The organism is Dorea sp. AGR2135, assembly GCF_000420885.1.
In the GTDB taxonomy this organism is placed as follows: domain Bacteria; phylum Bacillota; class Clostridia; order Lachnospirales; family Lachnospiraceae; genus Dorea; species Dorea formicigenerans.
On sequence record NZ_ATVU01000001.1, the window covers coordinates 14,624 to 32,332 of the forward strand.

13 protein-coding genes are annotated in these 17,709 nt (G+C 41.4%); 9 read left to right on the plus strand and 4 right to left on the minus strand.

Annotation, left to right across the window (positions count from 1 at the left end; genetic code table 11):
* Positions 1-16: 16 nt before the first annotated feature.
* The 7 genes from G593_RS0100090 (at position 17) to G593_RS0100120 (ending at position 8,848) form a co-directional block, all read left to right on the plus strand.
* A complete protein-coding gene (locus G593_RS0100090; RefSeq protein WP_005336810.1) occupies positions 17-1,348 on the plus strand; it encodes an MATE family efflux transporter in 1,332 nt (443 codons plus the stop codon).
* Between the two features lie 126 nt (positions 1,349-1,474).
* The gene (locus G593_RS0100095; protein WP_029730353.1) at positions 1,475-2,479 is read left to right on the plus strand and encodes a deoxyguanosinetriphosphate triphosphohydrolase; all 1,005 of its coding nucleotides are present in this window, start codon (positions 1,475-1,477) and stop codon (positions 2,477-2,479) included.
* 93 nt (positions 2,480-2,572) lie between these two features.
* A complete protein-coding gene (gene dnaG, locus G593_RS0100100; protein ID WP_029730354.1) occupies positions 2,573-4,348 on the plus strand; it encodes a DNA primase in 1,776 nt (591 codons plus the stop codon).
* Positions 4,349-4,386: 38 nt separating this feature from the next.
* A complete protein-coding gene (rpoD, locus tag G593_RS0100105) occupies positions 4,387-5,517 on the plus strand; it encodes an RNA polymerase sigma factor RpoD (RefSeq protein WP_005336805.1) in 1,131 nt (376 codons plus the stop codon).
* Positions 5,518-5,530: 13 nt separating this feature from the next.
* Positions 5,531-6,259: a tRNA (adenine(22)-N(1))-methyltransferase gene (locus G593_RS0100110; RefSeq protein WP_029730355.1), complete on the plus strand. Its 729-nt coding sequence runs from the start codon at positions 5,531-5,533 to the stop codon at positions 6,257-6,259.
* Between the two features lie 61 nt (positions 6,260-6,320).
* Positions 6,321-7,133 (plus strand): Nif3-like dinuclear metal center hexameric protein, encoded by an 813-nt coding sequence (locus G593_RS0100115; protein WP_005336799.1) that lies wholly within the window; start codon positions 6,321-6,323, stop codon positions 7,131-7,133.
* Positions 7,134-7,177: 44 nt separating this feature from the next.
* Positions 7,178-8,848 carry a nucleoside kinase gene (locus G593_RS0100120; RefSeq protein WP_005336797.1) on the plus strand — a complete coding sequence of 557 codons (1,671 nt, stop codon included), beginning with the start codon at positions 7,178-7,180 and terminating at the stop codon, positions 8,846-8,848.
* A 175-nt stretch (positions 8,849-9,023) separates the two neighbouring features.
* On the opposite strand, the gene G593_RS0100125 is transcribed toward G593_RS0100120, so the two are convergent.
* From G593_RS0100125 to G593_RS0100140, 4 genes are all read right to left on the minus strand, one after another.
* Positions 9,024-10,922, minus strand: coding sequence for an extracellular solute-binding protein (locus G593_RS0100125; RefSeq protein WP_022279314.1), 1,899 nt, complete (start codon positions 10,920-10,922; stop codon positions 9,024-9,026).
* Positions 10,919-11,764 (minus strand): ABC transporter permease, encoded by an 846-nt coding sequence (locus G593_RS0100130; RefSeq protein ID WP_044911649.1) that lies wholly within the window; start codon positions 11,762-11,764, stop codon positions 10,919-10,921. The genes G593_RS0100125 and G593_RS0100130 overlap by 4 nt, the downstream gene beginning before the upstream one ends.
* The gene (locus G593_RS0100135) at positions 11,736-12,809 is read right to left on the minus strand and encodes an ABC transporter ATP-binding protein (protein ID WP_005336791.1); all 1,074 of its coding nucleotides are present in this window, start codon (positions 12,807-12,809) and stop codon (positions 11,736-11,738) included. Before G593_RS0100135 ends, G593_RS0100130 begins: the two co-directional genes overlap by 29 nt.
* 87 nt (positions 12,810-12,896) lie before the next feature.
* On the minus strand, positions 12,897-13,436 hold the full coding sequence (locus tag G593_RS0100140) for a helix-turn-helix domain-containing protein (RefSeq protein WP_029730356.1): 540 nt from the start codon (positions 13,434-13,436) through the stop codon (positions 12,897-12,899).
* A 262-nt stretch (positions 13,437-13,698) separates the two neighbouring features.
* Between G593_RS0100140 and G593_RS0100145 the strand changes: the two genes are divergently transcribed.
* Both G593_RS0100145 and G593_RS0100150 read left to right on the plus strand, forming a co-directional pair.
* Entirely contained in the window at positions 13,699-14,613 is a 915-nt protein-coding gene (locus G593_RS0100145) for a substrate-binding periplasmic protein (protein ID WP_029730358.1), read from the plus strand.
* On the plus strand, positions 14,610-17,597 hold the full coding sequence (locus G593_RS0100150; protein ID WP_029730359.1) for a response regulator: 2,988 nt from the start codon (positions 14,610-14,612) through the stop codon (positions 17,595-17,597). The genes G593_RS0100145 and G593_RS0100150 overlap by 4 nt, the downstream gene beginning before the upstream one ends.
* The last annotated feature ends 112 nt before the right edge of the window (positions 17,598-17,709 follow it).

Sequence of the window (17,709 nt, forward strand, 5' to 3'; positions counted from 1 at the left end):
GAGGAGTAGATTTTTTATGGAGATTCAATTATCAGATCATTTTACTTATAAAAAATTAATAAAATTTGTATTACCGTCTATTGTGATGATGATCTTTACATCGATCTACGGTGTTGTAGACGGTCTGTTTGTGTCGAATTTTGTCGGAAAGACTGCATTTGCAGCAATCAATTTAATTATGCCAATTCTGATGGGACTTTCAGCTCTTGGATTTATGATTGGTACCGGAGGCAGCGCGATTGTAGCAACAACTCTTGGAGAAGGGAAAAAAGAAAAGGCAAATGAATATTTTTCCATGTTAGTCTATGCTACGATCATTGGTGGCATAGCAGTCAGTCTTCTTGGAATGATTTTGATTCGTCCGATATCAGTGATGCTTGGCGCAGACGGTGAACTGCTTTCAGACTGTGTGTTGTACGGGCGCATCACATTTATTTCTTTTCCGGCTTTTATGCTGCAGAATATGTTTCAGAGCTTTTTTGTAGCAGCACAGAAACCAAAACTTGGGCTAAAAGTTATCATTGTGGCAGGTGTGACCAACATGGTTCTGGATTATTTGTTTGTGGGCCATCTTGGATTTGGAATTGCAGGGGCAGCAGTTGCGACAGTATGCGGAGAATTTATCGGCGGATTGTTCCCGATTTTTTATTTTGCACGAAAAAATTCAAGTTTTCTGAGACTTGGAAGACCAAGTTTTGACAGCAGAATTTTATTAAAGACATGCAGCAATGGTGCATCCGAGTTTATGACGAATTTGTCCAGTTCAGTGGTAAATTCTCTTTATAATCTGCAGCTTATGAAAGTGGCCGGTGAAAATGGAGTAGCGGCTTATGGATCTATTATGTATGCGAACTTTATATTTATTGCTGTTTTTATCGGATATTCTATTGGAAGTGCGCCAATCGTCAGCTATCATTATGGTGCCGGCAATCACAGTGAGCTGAAAAATATATTCAAAAAGAGCTTGAGTCTGATTGGAACATGGGGGATTGGACTTTTCGTGTTCTCTCAGGTGATTACAACACCGCTTGCAAAATTGTTTGTGGGATATGACGCAGAATTATTTGAGATGACAAGACACGGATTCAGGATATATTTTATCAGTTTTCTGATCAATGGATTCAATATTTATGGATCAGCATTCTTTACAGCATTGAACAATGGAATGATTTCGGCTGCGATTTCATTTCTTCGAACATTATTATTCCAGATGGCGGCAGTTCTGATACTGCCTGTATTCTTTGGAGTGAACGGAATCTGGAGTGCCGTTACAGTGGCAGAACTTTTTACACTTTTTATGACAGTTGCATTTTTTGGCAGACAGCGAAAGAAATATCATTATATGTAAAAATACATCAATCAGGGATAAGGATATTCTGTAAGAAAATATAATGTGAAAAACAGTACCAGCAGACGGAATTGTATTGTATAATGAAAGTATGATTATACAAGTGTGAAGAGGGAGCGTGATTCTATGACGATTCGGGAGCAGATGGAAGAAAGAGAATTGGAGTATTTAAGTCCTTATGCGACATTGAGTAAGAATTCAAAAGGCCGGAAGATTAAGGAAGAGGAATGTGATATTCGTCCGGTCTTTCAGCGTGATCGTGACCGGATCGTACACTGCAAGGCGTTCCGCAGACTGAAGCAGAAGACCCAGGTGTTTCTTCTTCCGAAAGGAGATCATTACCGTACAAGGCTGACACATACACTGGAGGTGTCACAAAATGCAAGAACAATTGCGAAAGCACTCCGGCTTAATGAGGAACTGGTAGAAGCAATTGCCCTGGGGCATGATCTGGGACATACACCTTTCGGGCATGCAGGGGAGCGTGCGCTCAATGAACTTTGCCCGGGAGGTTTCAAACACAATGAGCAGAGTGTGCGAGTGGTGGAATCTATAGAAAAGGAAGGACGGGGACTGAATCTTACATGGGAAGTCATTGACGGGATCAGGAATCACAAAACAAGCGGATGCCCGTCAACACTGGAAGGACAGATCGTGCGCCTGTCAGATAAGATCGCCTATATTAATCATGATATTGATGATGCAATCCGTGGCGGTATTTTAAGAGAAGAAGATATTCCGAAGAAATATACGGATGTTTTGGGAACTTCGGTGAAAGGACGCCTGAACACACTCGTACATAATGTTATTATCAACAGTGTGGATCGCCCGGTGATTCAGATGTCTGAGGAAGTTCATGAGGCTATGCAGGGTCTTCGTGTATTTATGTTTGAAAATGTTTACCGTAACCCGGTTGCCAAGAAGGAAGAGGGCAAAGCAATCCATATGATTACCAATCTATATGAATTCTATATAAAGAATCCGGAGTTTCTTCCGGAACAATCACAGAATATGTTAAAAAAGGGAGAAGAGCTGTCACAGGTCGTGTGCGATTATATCGCAGGAATGACGGATACTTATGCAGTGAAGAAATTTACGGAATTTTTTATCCCAGAATCTTGGAAAAATTAAAGGAAATATAAAGTTTGTGTCGAATATTAATAGTAGGGACGTTTCTTCTTCTGGATTTGAGGAAGAGATGATGAAAAATGAAAGGACGCAGATATGTATTATCCAGAGGAATTAGTGGAAGAAATCCGGTCAAAAAATGATATCGTAGATGTAATTTCCAGTTATGTGAGACTTCAGAAAAAAGGAAGCTCCTACTTTGGATTATGTCCATTTCATAATGAAAAATCCCCGTCATTTTCAGTCAGCAGACAGAAGCAGATGTATTATTGCTTTGGCTGTGGTGCCGGAGGAAATGTATTCACATTTTTGATGGAATATGAAAATTATTCTTTTGTAGAGGCACTGAAATATCTGGCGGATCGTGCAGGCGTAGAGCTTCCGGAACCGGAGTATTCTGGGGAGGCGAAAAAGCGCGCAGATACAAAAGCTATATTACTGGAAATTAATAAGGCAGCAGCACAGTACTTTTATGTACAGCTTCTAAGGCCGCAAGGGGGACATGCCCTTACATACTTAAAAGATCGAAAGCTAAGTGACGATACGATCAAAGCATTTGGTCTGGGATATTCGAACAAGTACAGTGATGATCTGTACAAGTATCTGAAATCAAAAGGCTACAAAGACGATATGATCTCGCAGGCAGGTCTGATCAGTATTGATGAAAAATACGGAGTTCACGATAAGTTCTGGAACAGGGTCATGTTTCCGATTATGGATGTAAACAGCCGTGTTATTGGATTTGGCGGCCGTGTCATGGGTGATGCAAAGCCAAAATATCTGAACTCACCGGAGACGATCATTTTTGACAAAAGCCGGAACCTGTATGGACTGAATCGAGCAAGAAAGTCGAGAAAGCCTTATTTTCTGCTTTGTGAGGGCTATATGGATGTGATTTCCCTGCATCAGGCGGGATTTACCAATGCAGTAGCGTCACTTGGAACAGCCCTGACACCGGGACATGCAGCGCTTATCAAAAGGTATGTCAATGAAGTCTACCTGACGTATGACAGTGACGAGGCAGGAACGAAAGCAGCTCTGAGGGCAGGACCGATTCTGCGTGAAGTTGGGATTACGGCAAAAATCATTCGGATGGAACCGTATAAAGATCCAGATGAATTTATTAAAAATCTCGGTGCAGAAGCCTTTGAAGAACGGATCCAGAAGGCAAGGAATGGATTTATGTTCAGTCTTGAAATTCTGGAACGGGATTATGATATGACGTCGCCGGAAGGCAGAACGGACTTTATGAAGGAAGCTGCGAGAAAGCTTACAGAGTTTGATGAAGAGATAGAGCGCAATAACTACATTGATGCAGTTGCAGGAACTTATCATGTCGGCAGTGAAGATCTGAAAAAACTGGTCGGACGAATGGCAGTTCAGACCGGACTTGCAAAGCCGGTGGAAAGACCGAGATCTACAAGGAGTCAGAACCTGGATAAGGAAGATGGTACACGAAAGTCACAGAAAATTCTGCTGACATGGATGGCATCGGATGAGAATGTATTTGCACAGATCCAGAAGTATATTCATCCGGAAGATTTTCCGGAAGGGATATATCGGACTGTAGCTGAGCTTTTATATGCGCAGCACGAACAGGGAAAGCTCAATCCGGCGCAGATCATGAATCATTTTACAGATGAAGAGGAACATCGTAAGGTGGCAGCGCTTTTTAATACAAGAATCCGGGAAATTAAAACAGCACATGAACAGGAAAAGGCATTAAAAGAGACAATTATCCGGGTAAAGAAGAATAGTATTGAAGAACACTCAGCAAAGCTTGATCCGACCGATATACAGGGATTGCAGAAGCTGATGGAAGCAAAACGGGCGTTGCAGGACCTTGAAAAATTGCATATTTCTATTAATTAAGGATAAAATAAAAACATATAATGGAGGATGGACACCACATGGAAGAAAACATAGCGAAATTTGGGGAAAAGTTAAAACAACTGGTTGCTCATGGAAAGAAGAATAAGAGTATCCTGGAACTTCAGGAAATCAATGATTTTTTCTCAGATATGGAGCTTGATGCAGAACAGATGGAGAAAGTTTATGAGTATCTGGAGGCCAATCATATTGATGTGCTTCGTGTAAGCGGAGATGGGGATGGAATTGAGGAATTAGATGATGTTGATGATTCCGATATTGTTCTGACAGATGAAGACGATGTTGATATGGAGAAAATCGACTTGTCTGTGCCGGATGGAATCAGTATAGAGGATCCGGTCCGTATGTATCTGAAAGAGATTGGAAAGGTACCGCTTCTTTCAGCAGATGAAGAAGTAGAGCTTGCAAAGCGTATGGCAGAGGGAGACGAGGATGCTAAGAAGCGTCTGGCAGAAGCAAACCTTCGTCTTGTTGTCAGTATTGCTAAGAGATATGTGGGACGTGGAATGCTGTTTCTGGATCTGATTCAGGAAGGTAATTTGGGTCTAATTAAAGCGGTTGAGAAGTTTGACTATCATAAAGGATTCAAATTCAGTACTTATGCAACATGGTGGATCCGCCAGGCAATTACAAGAGCAATTGCTGATCAGGCCAGAACCATCCGTATTCCGGTGCATATGGTAGAGACAATCAATAAACTGATTCGTGTTTCCAGACAATTACTGCAGGAGTTAGGACGTGAACCTACGCCGGAGGAAATTGCAGCAGAATTAGATATGCCAGTGGAACGTGTCCGTGAAATCTTAAAGATTTCTCAGGAACCGGTATCACTGGAGACACCAATCGGTGAAGAGGAAGACAGTCACCTGGGAGATTTTATTCAGGACGACAATGTTCCGGTACCTGCTGAAGCCGCAGCTCAGACACTTTTAAAAGAGCAGTTAGATGAAGTGTTAGATACTCTGACAGAGAGAGAGCAGAAAGTTTTAAGACTTCGTTTTGGTATGGATGATGGACGTGCACGTACACTGGAAGAGGTTGGTAAGGAGTTTGATGTAACGCGTGAGCGTATTCGTCAGATCGAGGCAAAAGCACTTAGAAAGCTTCGTCATCCGAGCCGCAGTAGAAAATTAAGAGATTATCTGGATTAAGAAAGAGGCGCCTATGGAACTATCAAAGAGACTTACTGCAGTAGCAGGTCTTGTGACAGAGGGCGCCTCTGTCGCAGATATAGGAACAGATCACGGATATATACCGATTCATTTGATAGAACAGAACTTATCACCGAAAGTGATAGCGATGGATATCAATAAGGGACCGCTGGAACGTGCGAAAATTCACATAGCAGGCTATGGAATGAGTGACCGGATTGAGACAAGGCTGTCGGATGGACTGGCAGCAGTAAAGCCGAAAGAAGTGGAGGAGATAATCGTTGCCGGAATGGGCGGCGGTCTTGTGATTCACATTCTGGAAGAAGGAAAACAAATCGTCAGCACATTAAAAGGCTGCATCTTACAGCCTCAGTCTGAGATACAGAAAGTACGGGAATATCTTGTAGAACATGGGTTTCGGTTCGAAGCAGAAGATATGGTAGAGGAAGACGGGAAATATTATCCTATGATGCGGGTGGTACCACCAGAATATTGTGAACATAAGACGGCCGACCGGCAGGAAGATTGTAAAAAAGAGGAATGGGAGTACCTTTATGGACCACTACTTTTAAAAAACAAAAATCTGATATTATATGAATATCTGAAGCGTGAAATCCGTATTCGTGAAGATATACTTCTCGGTCTTGCCGGAAAAGATGGTGAGCGGATAGAAGAGCGTATGACAGAAATTGAACATGAACTGGAAGTAGCAAAAAAAGCAATGTCTTACTATGAAGAGTAAGAAAAGCATTGTAAGAAAAACATTGTTGAATACTATGTGAATATTAGAGAGGAATGATTGTATGCAATGTAAAGATATTATCAAAATAATAGAACAGGACTATTCACCAAGATATGCTCTTTCCTGGGATAATGTCGGACTGCTGGCAGGAAGAGATGATAAAGAAGTTGCAAATATATATGTGGCACTGGATGCTACAGATGAAGTGGTAGATGAGGCAATTTTGGCAGGTGCAGATATGCTGGTGACACATCATCCTTTGATTTTTAGCGGTATGAAACAAGTGAATAATCAGAATTTCATCGGCAGAAGATTAGTAAAACTGATTCAGCATGACATTTCTTATTATGCTATGCACACGAATTATGATGTCAAAGGTATGGCAGATCTGGCAGCAGATTATCTGAAACTTGAGAATTGTCAGATACTGGATGTCACCGGAGAAAATGAATCGGGAGAACCGGAAGGTATTGGCCGTGTCGGAGAGATACCATCTGCTTCTGATAATGATGAACAGAGAAATGAAATTTCACTGGCAGATTATTGTGAAGAAGTCAAGAAAGCATTTGCCCTTGATACAGTGAAAGTATTCGGTAATCTGAAGCAAAATGTTCACCGAGTAGCAATTTGTCCGGGGTCTGGTAAAAGTGATATTGATCAGGCGATTGCAGCAGGGGCTGATGTCTATGTGACTGGAGATATCGGTCATCATGAGGGGATTGACGCACTTGCAAGAGGACTTAATATCATCGATGCAGGACATTATGGGGTGGAGCACATATTTATCGGCGATATGGGGAATTATTTACGAGCACACCTTTTGGGAGTCGAGGTCATAGAAGCCCCAGTGAGTCATCCGTTTACAGTAATATAGGGAAAGCTTTATAGAAGCAGTCATGATATAGGGAGGATCGGAAGATGGAAGAGAAAAGAATGTATCATGTAAAAATTAAAAATGAAGTGAAAGAATATGAAGCTGGTATCACATATCACGACATTGCGAAAGAATACCAGAAAGATTATGAGCATGAGATTGTCCTGGTATTTGTAGATGGAAAACTTCAGGAACTGCACAAGCGTCTGAAAAAAGATTGTGAAATCAGTTTTGTTACAACAGCGGATCCCATTGGACATGAGGCATACAAACGAAGCATGAGTTTCCTTCTTGTAAAAGCAGTTTATGACGTGGCAGGACATAAGAATATTGACAAGGTTCGGATGCATTTTGCAATAGGACCGGGATATTATTGCACGATTACCGGCGAAACAAGAGCCGATGATGATTTTCTTGAGCGCGTCGAGTCGAGGATGCACGAACTTGTGGAGGCAGATCTATCAATCAAGAAAAGAACGGTTCATACAGATGAGGCAATCGGACTTTTTGGACAGTATGGAATGTATGATAAAGAAGAATTGTTCCGTTACCGCCGTGTATCCAAAGTAAACCTTTACAGCATCAATGAGTTTGAAGATTATTATTATGGATATATGCTTTACAGTACAGGGTATCTGAAATATTTTAAATTATATCGATATGATGAAGGATTTGTACTTCAGATGCCAGAGATTGATAAGCCGGAGATCGTGCCACATTTTCAGGCGAGAACAAAGTTCTTTCAGGTCATGAAAGAATCTGTGAAATGGGGAGATATTCAGGAGATTGAGACGGTTGGCGGATTGAATCGCAATATTACCAGTGGAGATGTTCAGGAGACTGTGCTTGTGCAGGAAGCAATGCAGGAAAGAAGAATTGCAGAAATTGCACAGATGATTGCTTCCAGACCGGAAATCAGATTCGTATTGATTGCGGGACCGTCGTCTTCCGGAAAGACTACATTTTCACACAGACTGTCTGTACAGCTTCGTGCAAATGGAATGCGTCCTCATCCGATCGCAGTAGATAATTACTTTAAAGAAAGAGAAGAGACTCCGAAAGACGAGAAGGGAAATTATAATTTTGAAGGACTTTGTGCAGTGGATATTGATCTGTTCGAGAAACAAATGCAGGAACTGCTGGATGGAAAAGAAGTGATAATTCCAAATTTTGATTTTGCGAAGGGACATAAAGAATTTGTAGGAAGTCCATTGAAACTTGGAGAACACGATATTCTGGTTATTGAAGGCATTCACTGCCTGAATCCAAAGCTGACAAAAGCATTGGCAGATGAGAATAAGTTTAAAATTTATATCAGTGCACTGACACAGCTTAACATTGATGAGCATAACCGGATTCCAACCACAGATGGCCGGCTTCTTCGAAGAATTGTGCGAGATGCAAGAACAAGAGGTGCTTCTGCAAAAAAGACAATTCAGATGTGGCCTTCTGTACGAAAAGGCGAGGAAGAGAATATTTTCCCATTCCAGGAGGAAGCAGATGTCATGTTCAATTCTGCTCTGATCTATGAACTGGCAGTATTGAAACCATATGTAGAAGCTCAGTTATTCGGAGTTGAAAGAGAGTGCCCGGAATATATCGAGGCAAAGAGACTGCTTAAATTCCTGGATTACTTTGTTGGAATCGGAAGCGAAAAAGTGCCGACGAACTCATTGCTTCGAGAATTCATTGGTGGTGGATGCTTCCGGGTTTAAAAAAATAAATCCAAACGATTCAAGATATCGTTTGGATTTATTTTTTTATGTAATAGGAAACTTCGTTTCCATTACATAAAAAAACGCTCCGCGAGGATCGCACTGCGGCGGATAAGAAACATGTCGCATATTGCGACCCGCCGCAGGCGGAGAATCTCGCAGGCGAGATTCTTTTTTATTTGGATTTTACCTGACGCCATAATTCATTGTATATGGCATCATTTTCATCTCCCAGGAATTTGAATGTTTCGCAATTTTCCAGTGCTTTATCATCTGGAAATACAATTGGATTATTACGGTATTCCGGATCGAGGAGTTTTCTTCCTTCCTCATTCGGGATGGAATAGGTGATATAGTCGAAGTTCATCTTAGCAATGTCCGGACGGCACATGAAATTGATAAAAGCTTCTGCGTTTTCTTTATTCTTTGCGTTTTTCGGGATGACCCAGGAGTCAATCCACATGTTACTTCCTTCTTTTGGAATGACATATTCCAGGTCCGGATTTTCAAGCTGACAGGTGATAGCTTCTCCAGAGTAGATGACAGCGAGAGCAGCCTCATTTCCAATCATTTTATCACGGGCCTGATCGACAACATAGGCCTGGACAAGTGGCTTTTGTTCGATCAGTTTATTCTTAGCTTCAGTCAGTTCATCCAGATCGGTTGAGTTCAGTGAGTAGCCAAGGTATTTTAATGTGATGCCAAATGCATCACGGACACTATCCTGCATGAGGATACTATCTTTGTATTTTTCGTTCCACAGAATTCCCCAACTATCTACAGGATCGTCGACCATAGTTTTATTGTAAAGGATTCCTACAGTTCCCCAAAGGTGAGGAACAGAGTATTTATTCTCCGGGTCAAACTCTTTGGAATGCTCCATATAAGTGCTTCCAATATTCTTGATGTTCGGAATATTGTCAAAATTCAGTTCAGCCAGCAGATCGTTTTCAATCATACGCTGGATCATGTAGTCGGACGGACATACGACATCGTAGGCAATGGCGCCTGACTGTATTTTTGGATACATGATCTCGTTTGTTTCATATTCTTCGTAAACGACATGAATACCAGTTTCTTCTTCGAACATATCTAAAGTTTCCGGATCGATATATTCTCCCCAGTTATACACAATGACCTGTTTGTCACTGGAACTTTTTGAGCGGATACCATAGAAAATTCCACCTGCCAGAATGAGAACGACCATACAGACCGGAACCACTCTCGACATCATAACTTTGCGGAATTTGCGAAGCTTTGGATGCTGACTGGCAACTTTGGAAATTTTAGCATTTTTTGCACCGGCAGCTTTTTCATCTGGTTTCATGTTGATCAATAACAAAAGAATCATGACAACCAGGAACATCAATGTGGACAGTGCATACATGGAAGGATTGATTCCTTTTCGCACCTCACTGTAAATCTTGGTGGACAGAGTGTCGACACCAGGTCCTTTTGTAAAATGCGTGATGATAAAGTCATCTAAGGACATAGTAAATGCCAGTAGGAAACCGGAGGACACACCTGGCAGAATGTCCGGGAATATGACTTTGAAAAAAGCGTATAACGGAGAAGCACCAAGATCCAGGGCGGCCTCATAAGTGCTGACGTTCGTTTGCCGCAGCTTTGGCAGAACACTCAGGATTACATAGGGAATGTTAAAGGTAATATGTGCAATCAAGATTGTCTTAAATCCAAGGGAAAATCTACATGCGATGAATAACAGCATAAGAGAGATTCCTGTCACAATATCGGCATTTAACATAGGAATATTGGTTACACCAGTCACGACAGTACGCATTTTCTTTCGCATTGCCTGAATACCGATAGCGGCAGCAGTACCGAGAATCGTAGCAATCAGTGCAGATAACAATGCGATGATCAGTGTCGTATAAAGTGCGTTCATAATGGAATTATTTTTAAATAATTCCACATACCATTTTGTTGTAAAACCTCCCCATTTGGAACGGGATTTTGAGGAGTTAAAGGATAATACCATAAGGGTGATGATCGGCGCGTACAAAATGACGCATATCAGCACCAGATAAAACCGTTTAAAAAAATTCTTGATCAAAATGTAGTTCCCTCCCCGTCTTTATCGTATTTTGCGATCAATGCCATACTGATCAAAATGAAGATCATCAGTACAAGGGACATACCGCTGCCAGAGCGCCAGTTACTTCCTTGTTTAAATTCCTGCTCAATAACATTACCGATCAGGAGAATCTTACTTCCACCTAAGAGGTCGGAGATGACAAAAGTTGTCAGTGACGGTACAAAGACCATGGTAATTCCGCTGATGATCCCTGGAACGCTCAGTGGCAGCAGGATTTTTGTAAATGTCTGCACACTGTTTGCACCAAGATCTCTGGCTGCTTCGATCACATTTGTGTCAATTTTGGACAGTACATTGTAAATTGGTAAGATCATAAATGGCAGAAAATCATAGACCATACCAAGTACGATGGCATATGGAGTGTTGATGATTTCCAGTGCCGGTAAATGGAAAAAATGAAGGAGACTGTTGATAACTCCGTTCTTTTCCAACAGGTTCTGCCATGCAATGATCCGAAGCAAAGAATTCATCCACATTGGCAGGATGAAAATCAGTACGATAAAGCTGGACTGATTGACGCCAAGTCCAGTCAGGATCATAGCCAGAGGGTATGCGAGAATCAGGCAGATAATCGTACTGACAAGGGATAACAAAAGTGCCAGTCCCAATGCCTTTAAATTCTCAGGTTCTGTGATCCTGGCAAGATTCATCAGGGTGAATCCACCGTCATTATTCGTCAGACCATAGTAGAAGACCATGATAAGAGGAATGATGATAAATGCTGCTGACCAGAGAAGATACGGACCGGCAAGCATCTGTTTTAATAATTTACTATTCTTCAATTGGTACCGCCTCCTCATCTTCAGATTCTGGTTTTTTCATGATCTGAATATCAAATGGGTCTACGCGCAGTCCGACTTCTGCTCCGACTGGGAACATATCGGTGCTGTGCACGAGCCATTCGTAATTATTTGCCATGACTTCCATCTCATAGTGAACGCCTTTGAAAATAACATGTGTAACAACGCCTCGGATCATTCCGTCTTCTGGTTTTACAAGGTCGATATCTTCCGGGCGGATCACTGCATCAACAGGCTTCTTCTGGCCGAATCCTTCATCGACACACGGAAAGTTGGCACCGAGGATATTGACGAGCCGGTCATGTACCATCGTGGCAGAAAGAATGTTACTGTCACCGATAAAGTCTGCAACGAACGCATTCTTCGGTTCATTATAAATATCTTCCGGTGTTCCTACCTGCTGGATATATCCCTGGTTCATAACGACGATCGTATCGGACATAGTCAGGGCTTCCTCCTGATCATGAGTGACGTAAATAAATGTAATGCCAAGCTCATTTTTTAAGCGGATCAGTTCGTACTGCATATCCTGACGAAGCTTTAAGTCAAGAGCACCAAGAGGTTCGTCAAGAAGCAGGACTTTCGGTTCATTTACAATGGCTCTTGCAATAGCGATACGCTGCTGTTGTCCGCCGCTTAAGGAAGCAGGAGTACGGTTTTCGAAGCCTTCAAGATTAACAAGTTTTAACGCATAACGAATCTTATCATTGATGTAATTCTGAGATTTTCCTTTAATCTTTAGCCCGAATGCAATATTTTCTGCAATGGTCATATGGGTAAAAAGTGCATATTTCTGGAATACGGTATTTAACTGTCGTTTGTTTGGAGCCAGGTTCGTGATATCCTGACCATCGAAGATGATTTTTCCAGAGTCAGGAGTCTCGAATCCACCAAGAATACGAAGCAGTGTTGTTTTTCCGCAACCGCTTGGTCCCAGAAGAGTTAAAAATTCATTTTCCCGGATATAAAGATTCAGTTCGTCTAGTACGACATTTTCATCAAATGCTTTGGATATATTTACAATATCGATTAATTTATTAGACATGTTCATTGTCCTCCAAAAATGTAATTATAATTTAGAACTTAAGGCCGGCTATCAAGGAAGTCCTGATAGATAAGAAGTCTGCTCAGCCTAAAAGTTCGGAGGGGTGCTGACCCATAAAATAACGGCACCGGATGTGCCAAAAGCTTCTATATAATGTTCAGAGTGAGGTGTGAAATAAAAAGATTCTCCTTTTTTTGCAGTGTAACTTTTATATCCGATATGAATCTTGATACTTCCTTTTAATACATAACCAAATTCTTCACCTTCGTGTGGGAGATCCCGGTAAGTTAATCCGCCAGGCTTTAGAGTCAGACGGATCGGTTCCATCATATTTTTCTGAGCGTTCGGTATAATCCATTCGGTCTTGCTGCCAAGTTCAGAATCAATTTTCTCAAAATAGTCTTCATTTTGAAATACAATCTGATCTTCCGGCTCTTCCTGAAAAAATTCTGAGACGGTTGTGCCCAGGCACTGCAAAATGTCCATCAATGTCGCAATGGACGGGGAGGTGAGATCCCGTTCCAGCTGGGAAATAAATCCCTTGGACAGTTCACTGCGGTCTGCCAGCTCTTCCTGGGTGAGCCCCTTGGCGACGCGGAGTTCCTTAATCTTTTTGCCGATATCCATCAAAAATCCACCTTTCTGAAAGAATCATTATGGATTCCTTGTGTTGATTTAAAGTAAACATGATAAAAGCCGTCGCCAACAAAAATAAAATTAAACACAAAGTTTAGTATTTGTTAACAAACGACCTGAAAATCATTATACAGGAAAAATACTAAAAATCAACAGTTTAAATGAAAATAATTGAAAAATGAATGTAAAATTTCAGAATGTAAAAATGAGCAAAAATGCAGATGAAGGAAGTTTTTTATGGACATGATAAATCATGAATGCTATAATAAATCAGTTTGACAATACATTTATTTATGGACATAAAGATAAGAACGAAAAGGAACTGGATATGAGAAAAAATCGAAAGAATAACTCCCATACCTATAGGAAAAGAATTTGTATTATGGCAGTTCTTCTGGCTGGCAGTCTTATGCTGGGAGGGTGTGGAGTAAAGAAAGAGAAAGCGGCAGACAACGAATTGCCGGAGATTGTCATTGGAATGGATTATTTTGAACCTTACAGTTATCAGGTGAGTAATGGTGAATATAAAGGTATTGATGTGGAACTTGCCAAGGAAGCATTTCAGAGGCTGGGATACCAGCCTAAGTTTGAGAATATAGTCTGGGAAGATAAAGACGAACTTCTGGCAGAAGGAACAATCGACTGTCTGTGGAGCTGTTATTCCATGAATGGAAGAGAAGATAAATATCAGTGGGCAGGTCCGTATCTGTACAGTCGTCAGATGGTGGCTGTAAGAAAAGAGAGTGAAATCAATACGATTCAGGATCTGGAAGGAAAGAAGATTGCGGTTCAGGCGACCACAAAGGCAGAGGAGCTTTTCCTTCATAAGATTGCGTCAGATCTTCCACAAATGGAGCAGGTAAACTGCTTTTCTACGACGAATGAACTTTATGCTGCACTTAGAAAAAATTATGTAGATGCGATTGCAGGTCATGAGGCAATGCTGGGCAGCCTGGTGAGAGATGGAGAGGATGCATACCGTATGCTGGACGAGAGTATCTATACTTCGGAACTTGGAATTGCTTTTAAAAAAGGAACCCACAAAGAAGTAGCACAAGAGCTTACAGAAACTCTCGAAGAGATGCGAAATGAGGGCATTACAGAAGAAATAGTCAAAAAGTACGGATTGGATGCGGATGAAATCCTGCCGGGAGGAAAAAGCAAATGAGCAGACAGGTAAGAACGCAGATGCCGCAGACGCAGAAAAAAGATAAGAGGAGTAAAAGCAAAGGAAAGAAATTTGACAAAAATGCATGCTTATTGGTGTTTGTTCTGATTTTTTCCGGAATCCTGATTTTTCTTCTGTTAACAGCGAGTGATAATAAAAAACTGAATAGTACGTTGAATGAGACATTTGACTTTGCAAAAACCAGGATTGAAAGGTATGAAATCTATAATACGAATGACCAAGTGAAAAGTCTGGTACGCCTGATGGACAAAACAACAGAATTAAGCCGGGTCATAGCACAGGAAGATAATCTCAGTGAGGAGATGCTGGATGAATATGCAAACGAACAGCGTCTGACAGGAATCCTTGTGTTGGATCAGAACCAGAAAGTGACAGAACAGGCTGCAAAAGATGGAGATGCTATGCTATTGTGGCAAAAGCTGATTGAAAGTGATTATGTGTGTGATATTGCCAAGTACCCCCAAAAGACTTATACGACCCGTCTGAGAAATGAAGGAAAGCTCTATGATTTTGCGGCAGTGGCAAGACAGGATGCAGCAGGGATAGTGATCACATATATGCAGAAAGAGGAAGTAAGTGAGTTAAACGGAGACCTGACGATGAAATCGTTATTTGCGGATTTTCCTTTTGAAATGAATGGAAGCATAGTAATCTGTGATGATGACAAGGTTGTCAGTACCAATAAACAGGAGCTTCTTTCGAGTTCTGTAGAAGAATCAAAGTCATTGTATAAAAATGAATTCAAGGCAGGGGGGAATGGAATTGTCTGCCTTCATTCAAAGGCCGGAAACTGGTATGGACGCAAGGAGAAGATTAAAGACTATGATGCATATATCTTTTTCCCGGAAAGCCAGGTTTACATCACACGAAATATTGTATGTGTGATTTATGTGTTACTTGCCTTACTTCTTTTCTCTCTTTATTGGGTGAGCAGGAACAGAACAGAAAAGAGAAGTATCCTTCAAGATCAGAAGAGACTTCGTGTGATCAATGCACTTGGCCATGCATATTCTTCTATTTCTCTTATGAATATAAAAACAGAGAAAATCGAAATTGTAAAACCTTCAAGGAATATGAAGCCGGATCAGAAAGGGGATATTCTTTCCAAAGCGCACCTGGAAGAACTGATACAGCAGGTTATTACAGATCCATTTCAGGAGAAATATCGTGAATTTATCAATATGAGTACGGTGACACAGCGTCTGGAAGAACGTGAGACGTTGAGCTTTACAGCTCAGACAGTAGAAGGAAGGTGGCTGACAATAATCATTGTGCCGCAGGGATATGATAAAACTGGGGAACTAAGTACAGTTCTGGTTGCGAACCGTGATGTAACAGAGGAAAAAGAACGAGAGATAGAGCGGGATAAGAATCTGAGAAATGCACTCGCAGCTGCGGAACATGCAAACAGGGCGAAAACAGCGTTCCTGAATAATATGTCCCATGATATCCGTACGCCGATGAATGCGATTGTCGGATTTACAGCACTTGCGACAACGCATATTGGCAACACGGAACTTGTTCTGGATTATTTGAAAAAAATCCATACATCCAGTCAGCATTTGCTTAGCCTGATCAATGATGTGTTGGATATGAGCAGAATCGAGAGCGGTTCTGTTCGAATTGAATATACAACGGTACACCTGCCGGATATTTTGCATGATTTAAGAACGATCATTCAGGGATCTGTACATTCCAAACAGCAGGATCTTTATATTGATACACAGGATGTAACTCATGAAAATATCATTACCGACAAGCTGCGTCTGACACAGGTCCTTCTCAATATTTGCAGTAATGCTGTAAAATTCACACCGGTCGGCGGTATGATTAACATTCGTATTTCGGAGAAGCCATGTAGAAGAGATGGATACATAACGGTCGTTTTCAGTGTGAAGGATAATGGAATCGGAATGTCTAGGGAGTTTAGAAAGCATGTGTTTGATTCTTTTTCAAGAGAGCATACTGTTACGGAGAATGGGATTGGAGGAACCGGTCTTGGAATGGCGATCACCAAAAACATTGTGGACATGATGGGCGGTACAATTCAGGTTGAAAGTGAAACCGGAAAAGGAACAGAATTTACAATTATGCTTGAATGCGAAACATCAGGAGAGACAGTGAAACGGGAACCTGTTCCAGAGCTAAAAGGTGCCAGAGTGCTTGTGGTGGATGATGATGCACAAACTTGTATGAGTGTGAGCAGAATGCTGCGTGAGATTGAAATGACGGCAGACTGGACAACTTCGGGAAAAGAAGCGGTACTTCGGGCAAAAGAAGCGTATGAACAGAATCAGGAATTTAAAGTGTATATCATTGACTGGCTGATGCCGGATATGAACGGAATCGAGACAGTACGCAGGATTCGTATGGTGGTTGGAGAGGAGTATCCGATTATTATCCTGACTGCCTATGACTGGTCAGATGTTGAACAGGAGGCAAGAGAGGCGGGAGTAACTGCATTTGTGTCGAAACCGTTGTTTCTTTCAGAGCTGAGGGAAGTTCTGATGAGTCAGGCGCAAAGAGAACTCCTTAAGAACGAAAAACAGAAGGATCAGGCGAAAAACCGAAAGAGTTATGCAGGTAAAAAAGTCCTTCTTGTAGAGGATAATGAGTTGAATCGCGAGATTGCAACAGCAATCATGAAAGAAATTGGACTGGAAGTGGATACAGCAGAGGATGGCACAGATGCTGTGAATATCATGTCATCAGCAGAAGGCAGGAAATATGATCTGATTTTTATGGATATTCAGATGCCGAAGATGGATGGCTATACTGCAACCCGGGAGATACGTACGCTGAACAATCACAAATGTGCGAATATCCCAATCATTGCGATGACTGCAAATGCTTTTGAGGAAGACCGCAAAAAGGCGGTCAAGGCTGGTATGAATGGTCACATTGCCAAACCAATCAGTGCAGATGTAATTCTGGAAAATCTGGAACAGATTTTTGAAGGATAAAGAAGAACAAAAACAGGTTTTGACAAATCACCTATATTTCCGTAAAATATAATAGGTTATTTATGCAAAATGGATTGTAAAATTTCTGAAAAATCAGGGAGAATGAAGAGAG

Coding starts and splice junctions, on each gene's coding strand:
- G593_RS0100090 (WP_005336810.1), top strand. CDS start 17: ATGGAGATTCAATTATCAGATCATTTTACTTATAAAAAATTAATAAAA.
- G593_RS0100095 (WP_029730353.1), top strand. CDS start 1,475: ATGACGATTCGGGAGCAGATGGAAGAAAGAGAATTGGAGTATTTAAGT.
- dnaG (WP_029730354.1), top strand. CDS start 2,573: ATGTATTATCCAGAGGAATTAGTGGAAGAAATCCGGTCAAAAAATGAT.
- rpoD (WP_005336805.1), top strand. CDS start 4,387: ATGGAAGAAAACATAGCGAAATTTGGGGAAAAGTTAAAACAACTGGTT.
- G593_RS0100110 (WP_029730355.1), top strand. CDS start 5,531: ATGGAACTATCAAAGAGACTTACTGCAGTAGCAGGTCTTGTGACAGAG.
- G593_RS0100115 (WP_005336799.1), top strand. CDS start 6,321: ATGCAATGTAAAGATATTATCAAAATAATAGAACAGGACTATTCACCA.
- G593_RS0100120 (WP_005336797.1), top strand. CDS start 7,178: ATGGAAGAGAAAAGAATGTATCATGTAAAAATTAAAAATGAAGTGAAA.
- G593_RS0100130 (WP_044911649.1), bottom strand. CDS start 11,764: ATGAGGAGGCGGTACCAATTGAAGAATAGTAAATTATTAAAACAGATG.
- G593_RS0100135 (WP_005336791.1), bottom strand. CDS start 12,809: ATGTCTAATAAATTAATCGATATTGTAAATATATCCAAAGCATTTGAT.
- G593_RS0100140 (WP_029730356.1), bottom strand. CDS start 13,436: ATGGATATCGGCAAAAAGATTAAGGAACTCCGCGTCGCCAAGGGGCTC.
- G593_RS0100145 (WP_029730358.1), top strand. CDS start 13,699: ATGAATGCTATAATAAATCAGTTTGACAATACATTTATTTATGGACAT.
- G593_RS0100150 (WP_029730359.1), top strand. CDS start 14,610: ATGAGCAGACAGGTAAGAACGCAGATGCCGCAGACGCAGAAAAAAGAT.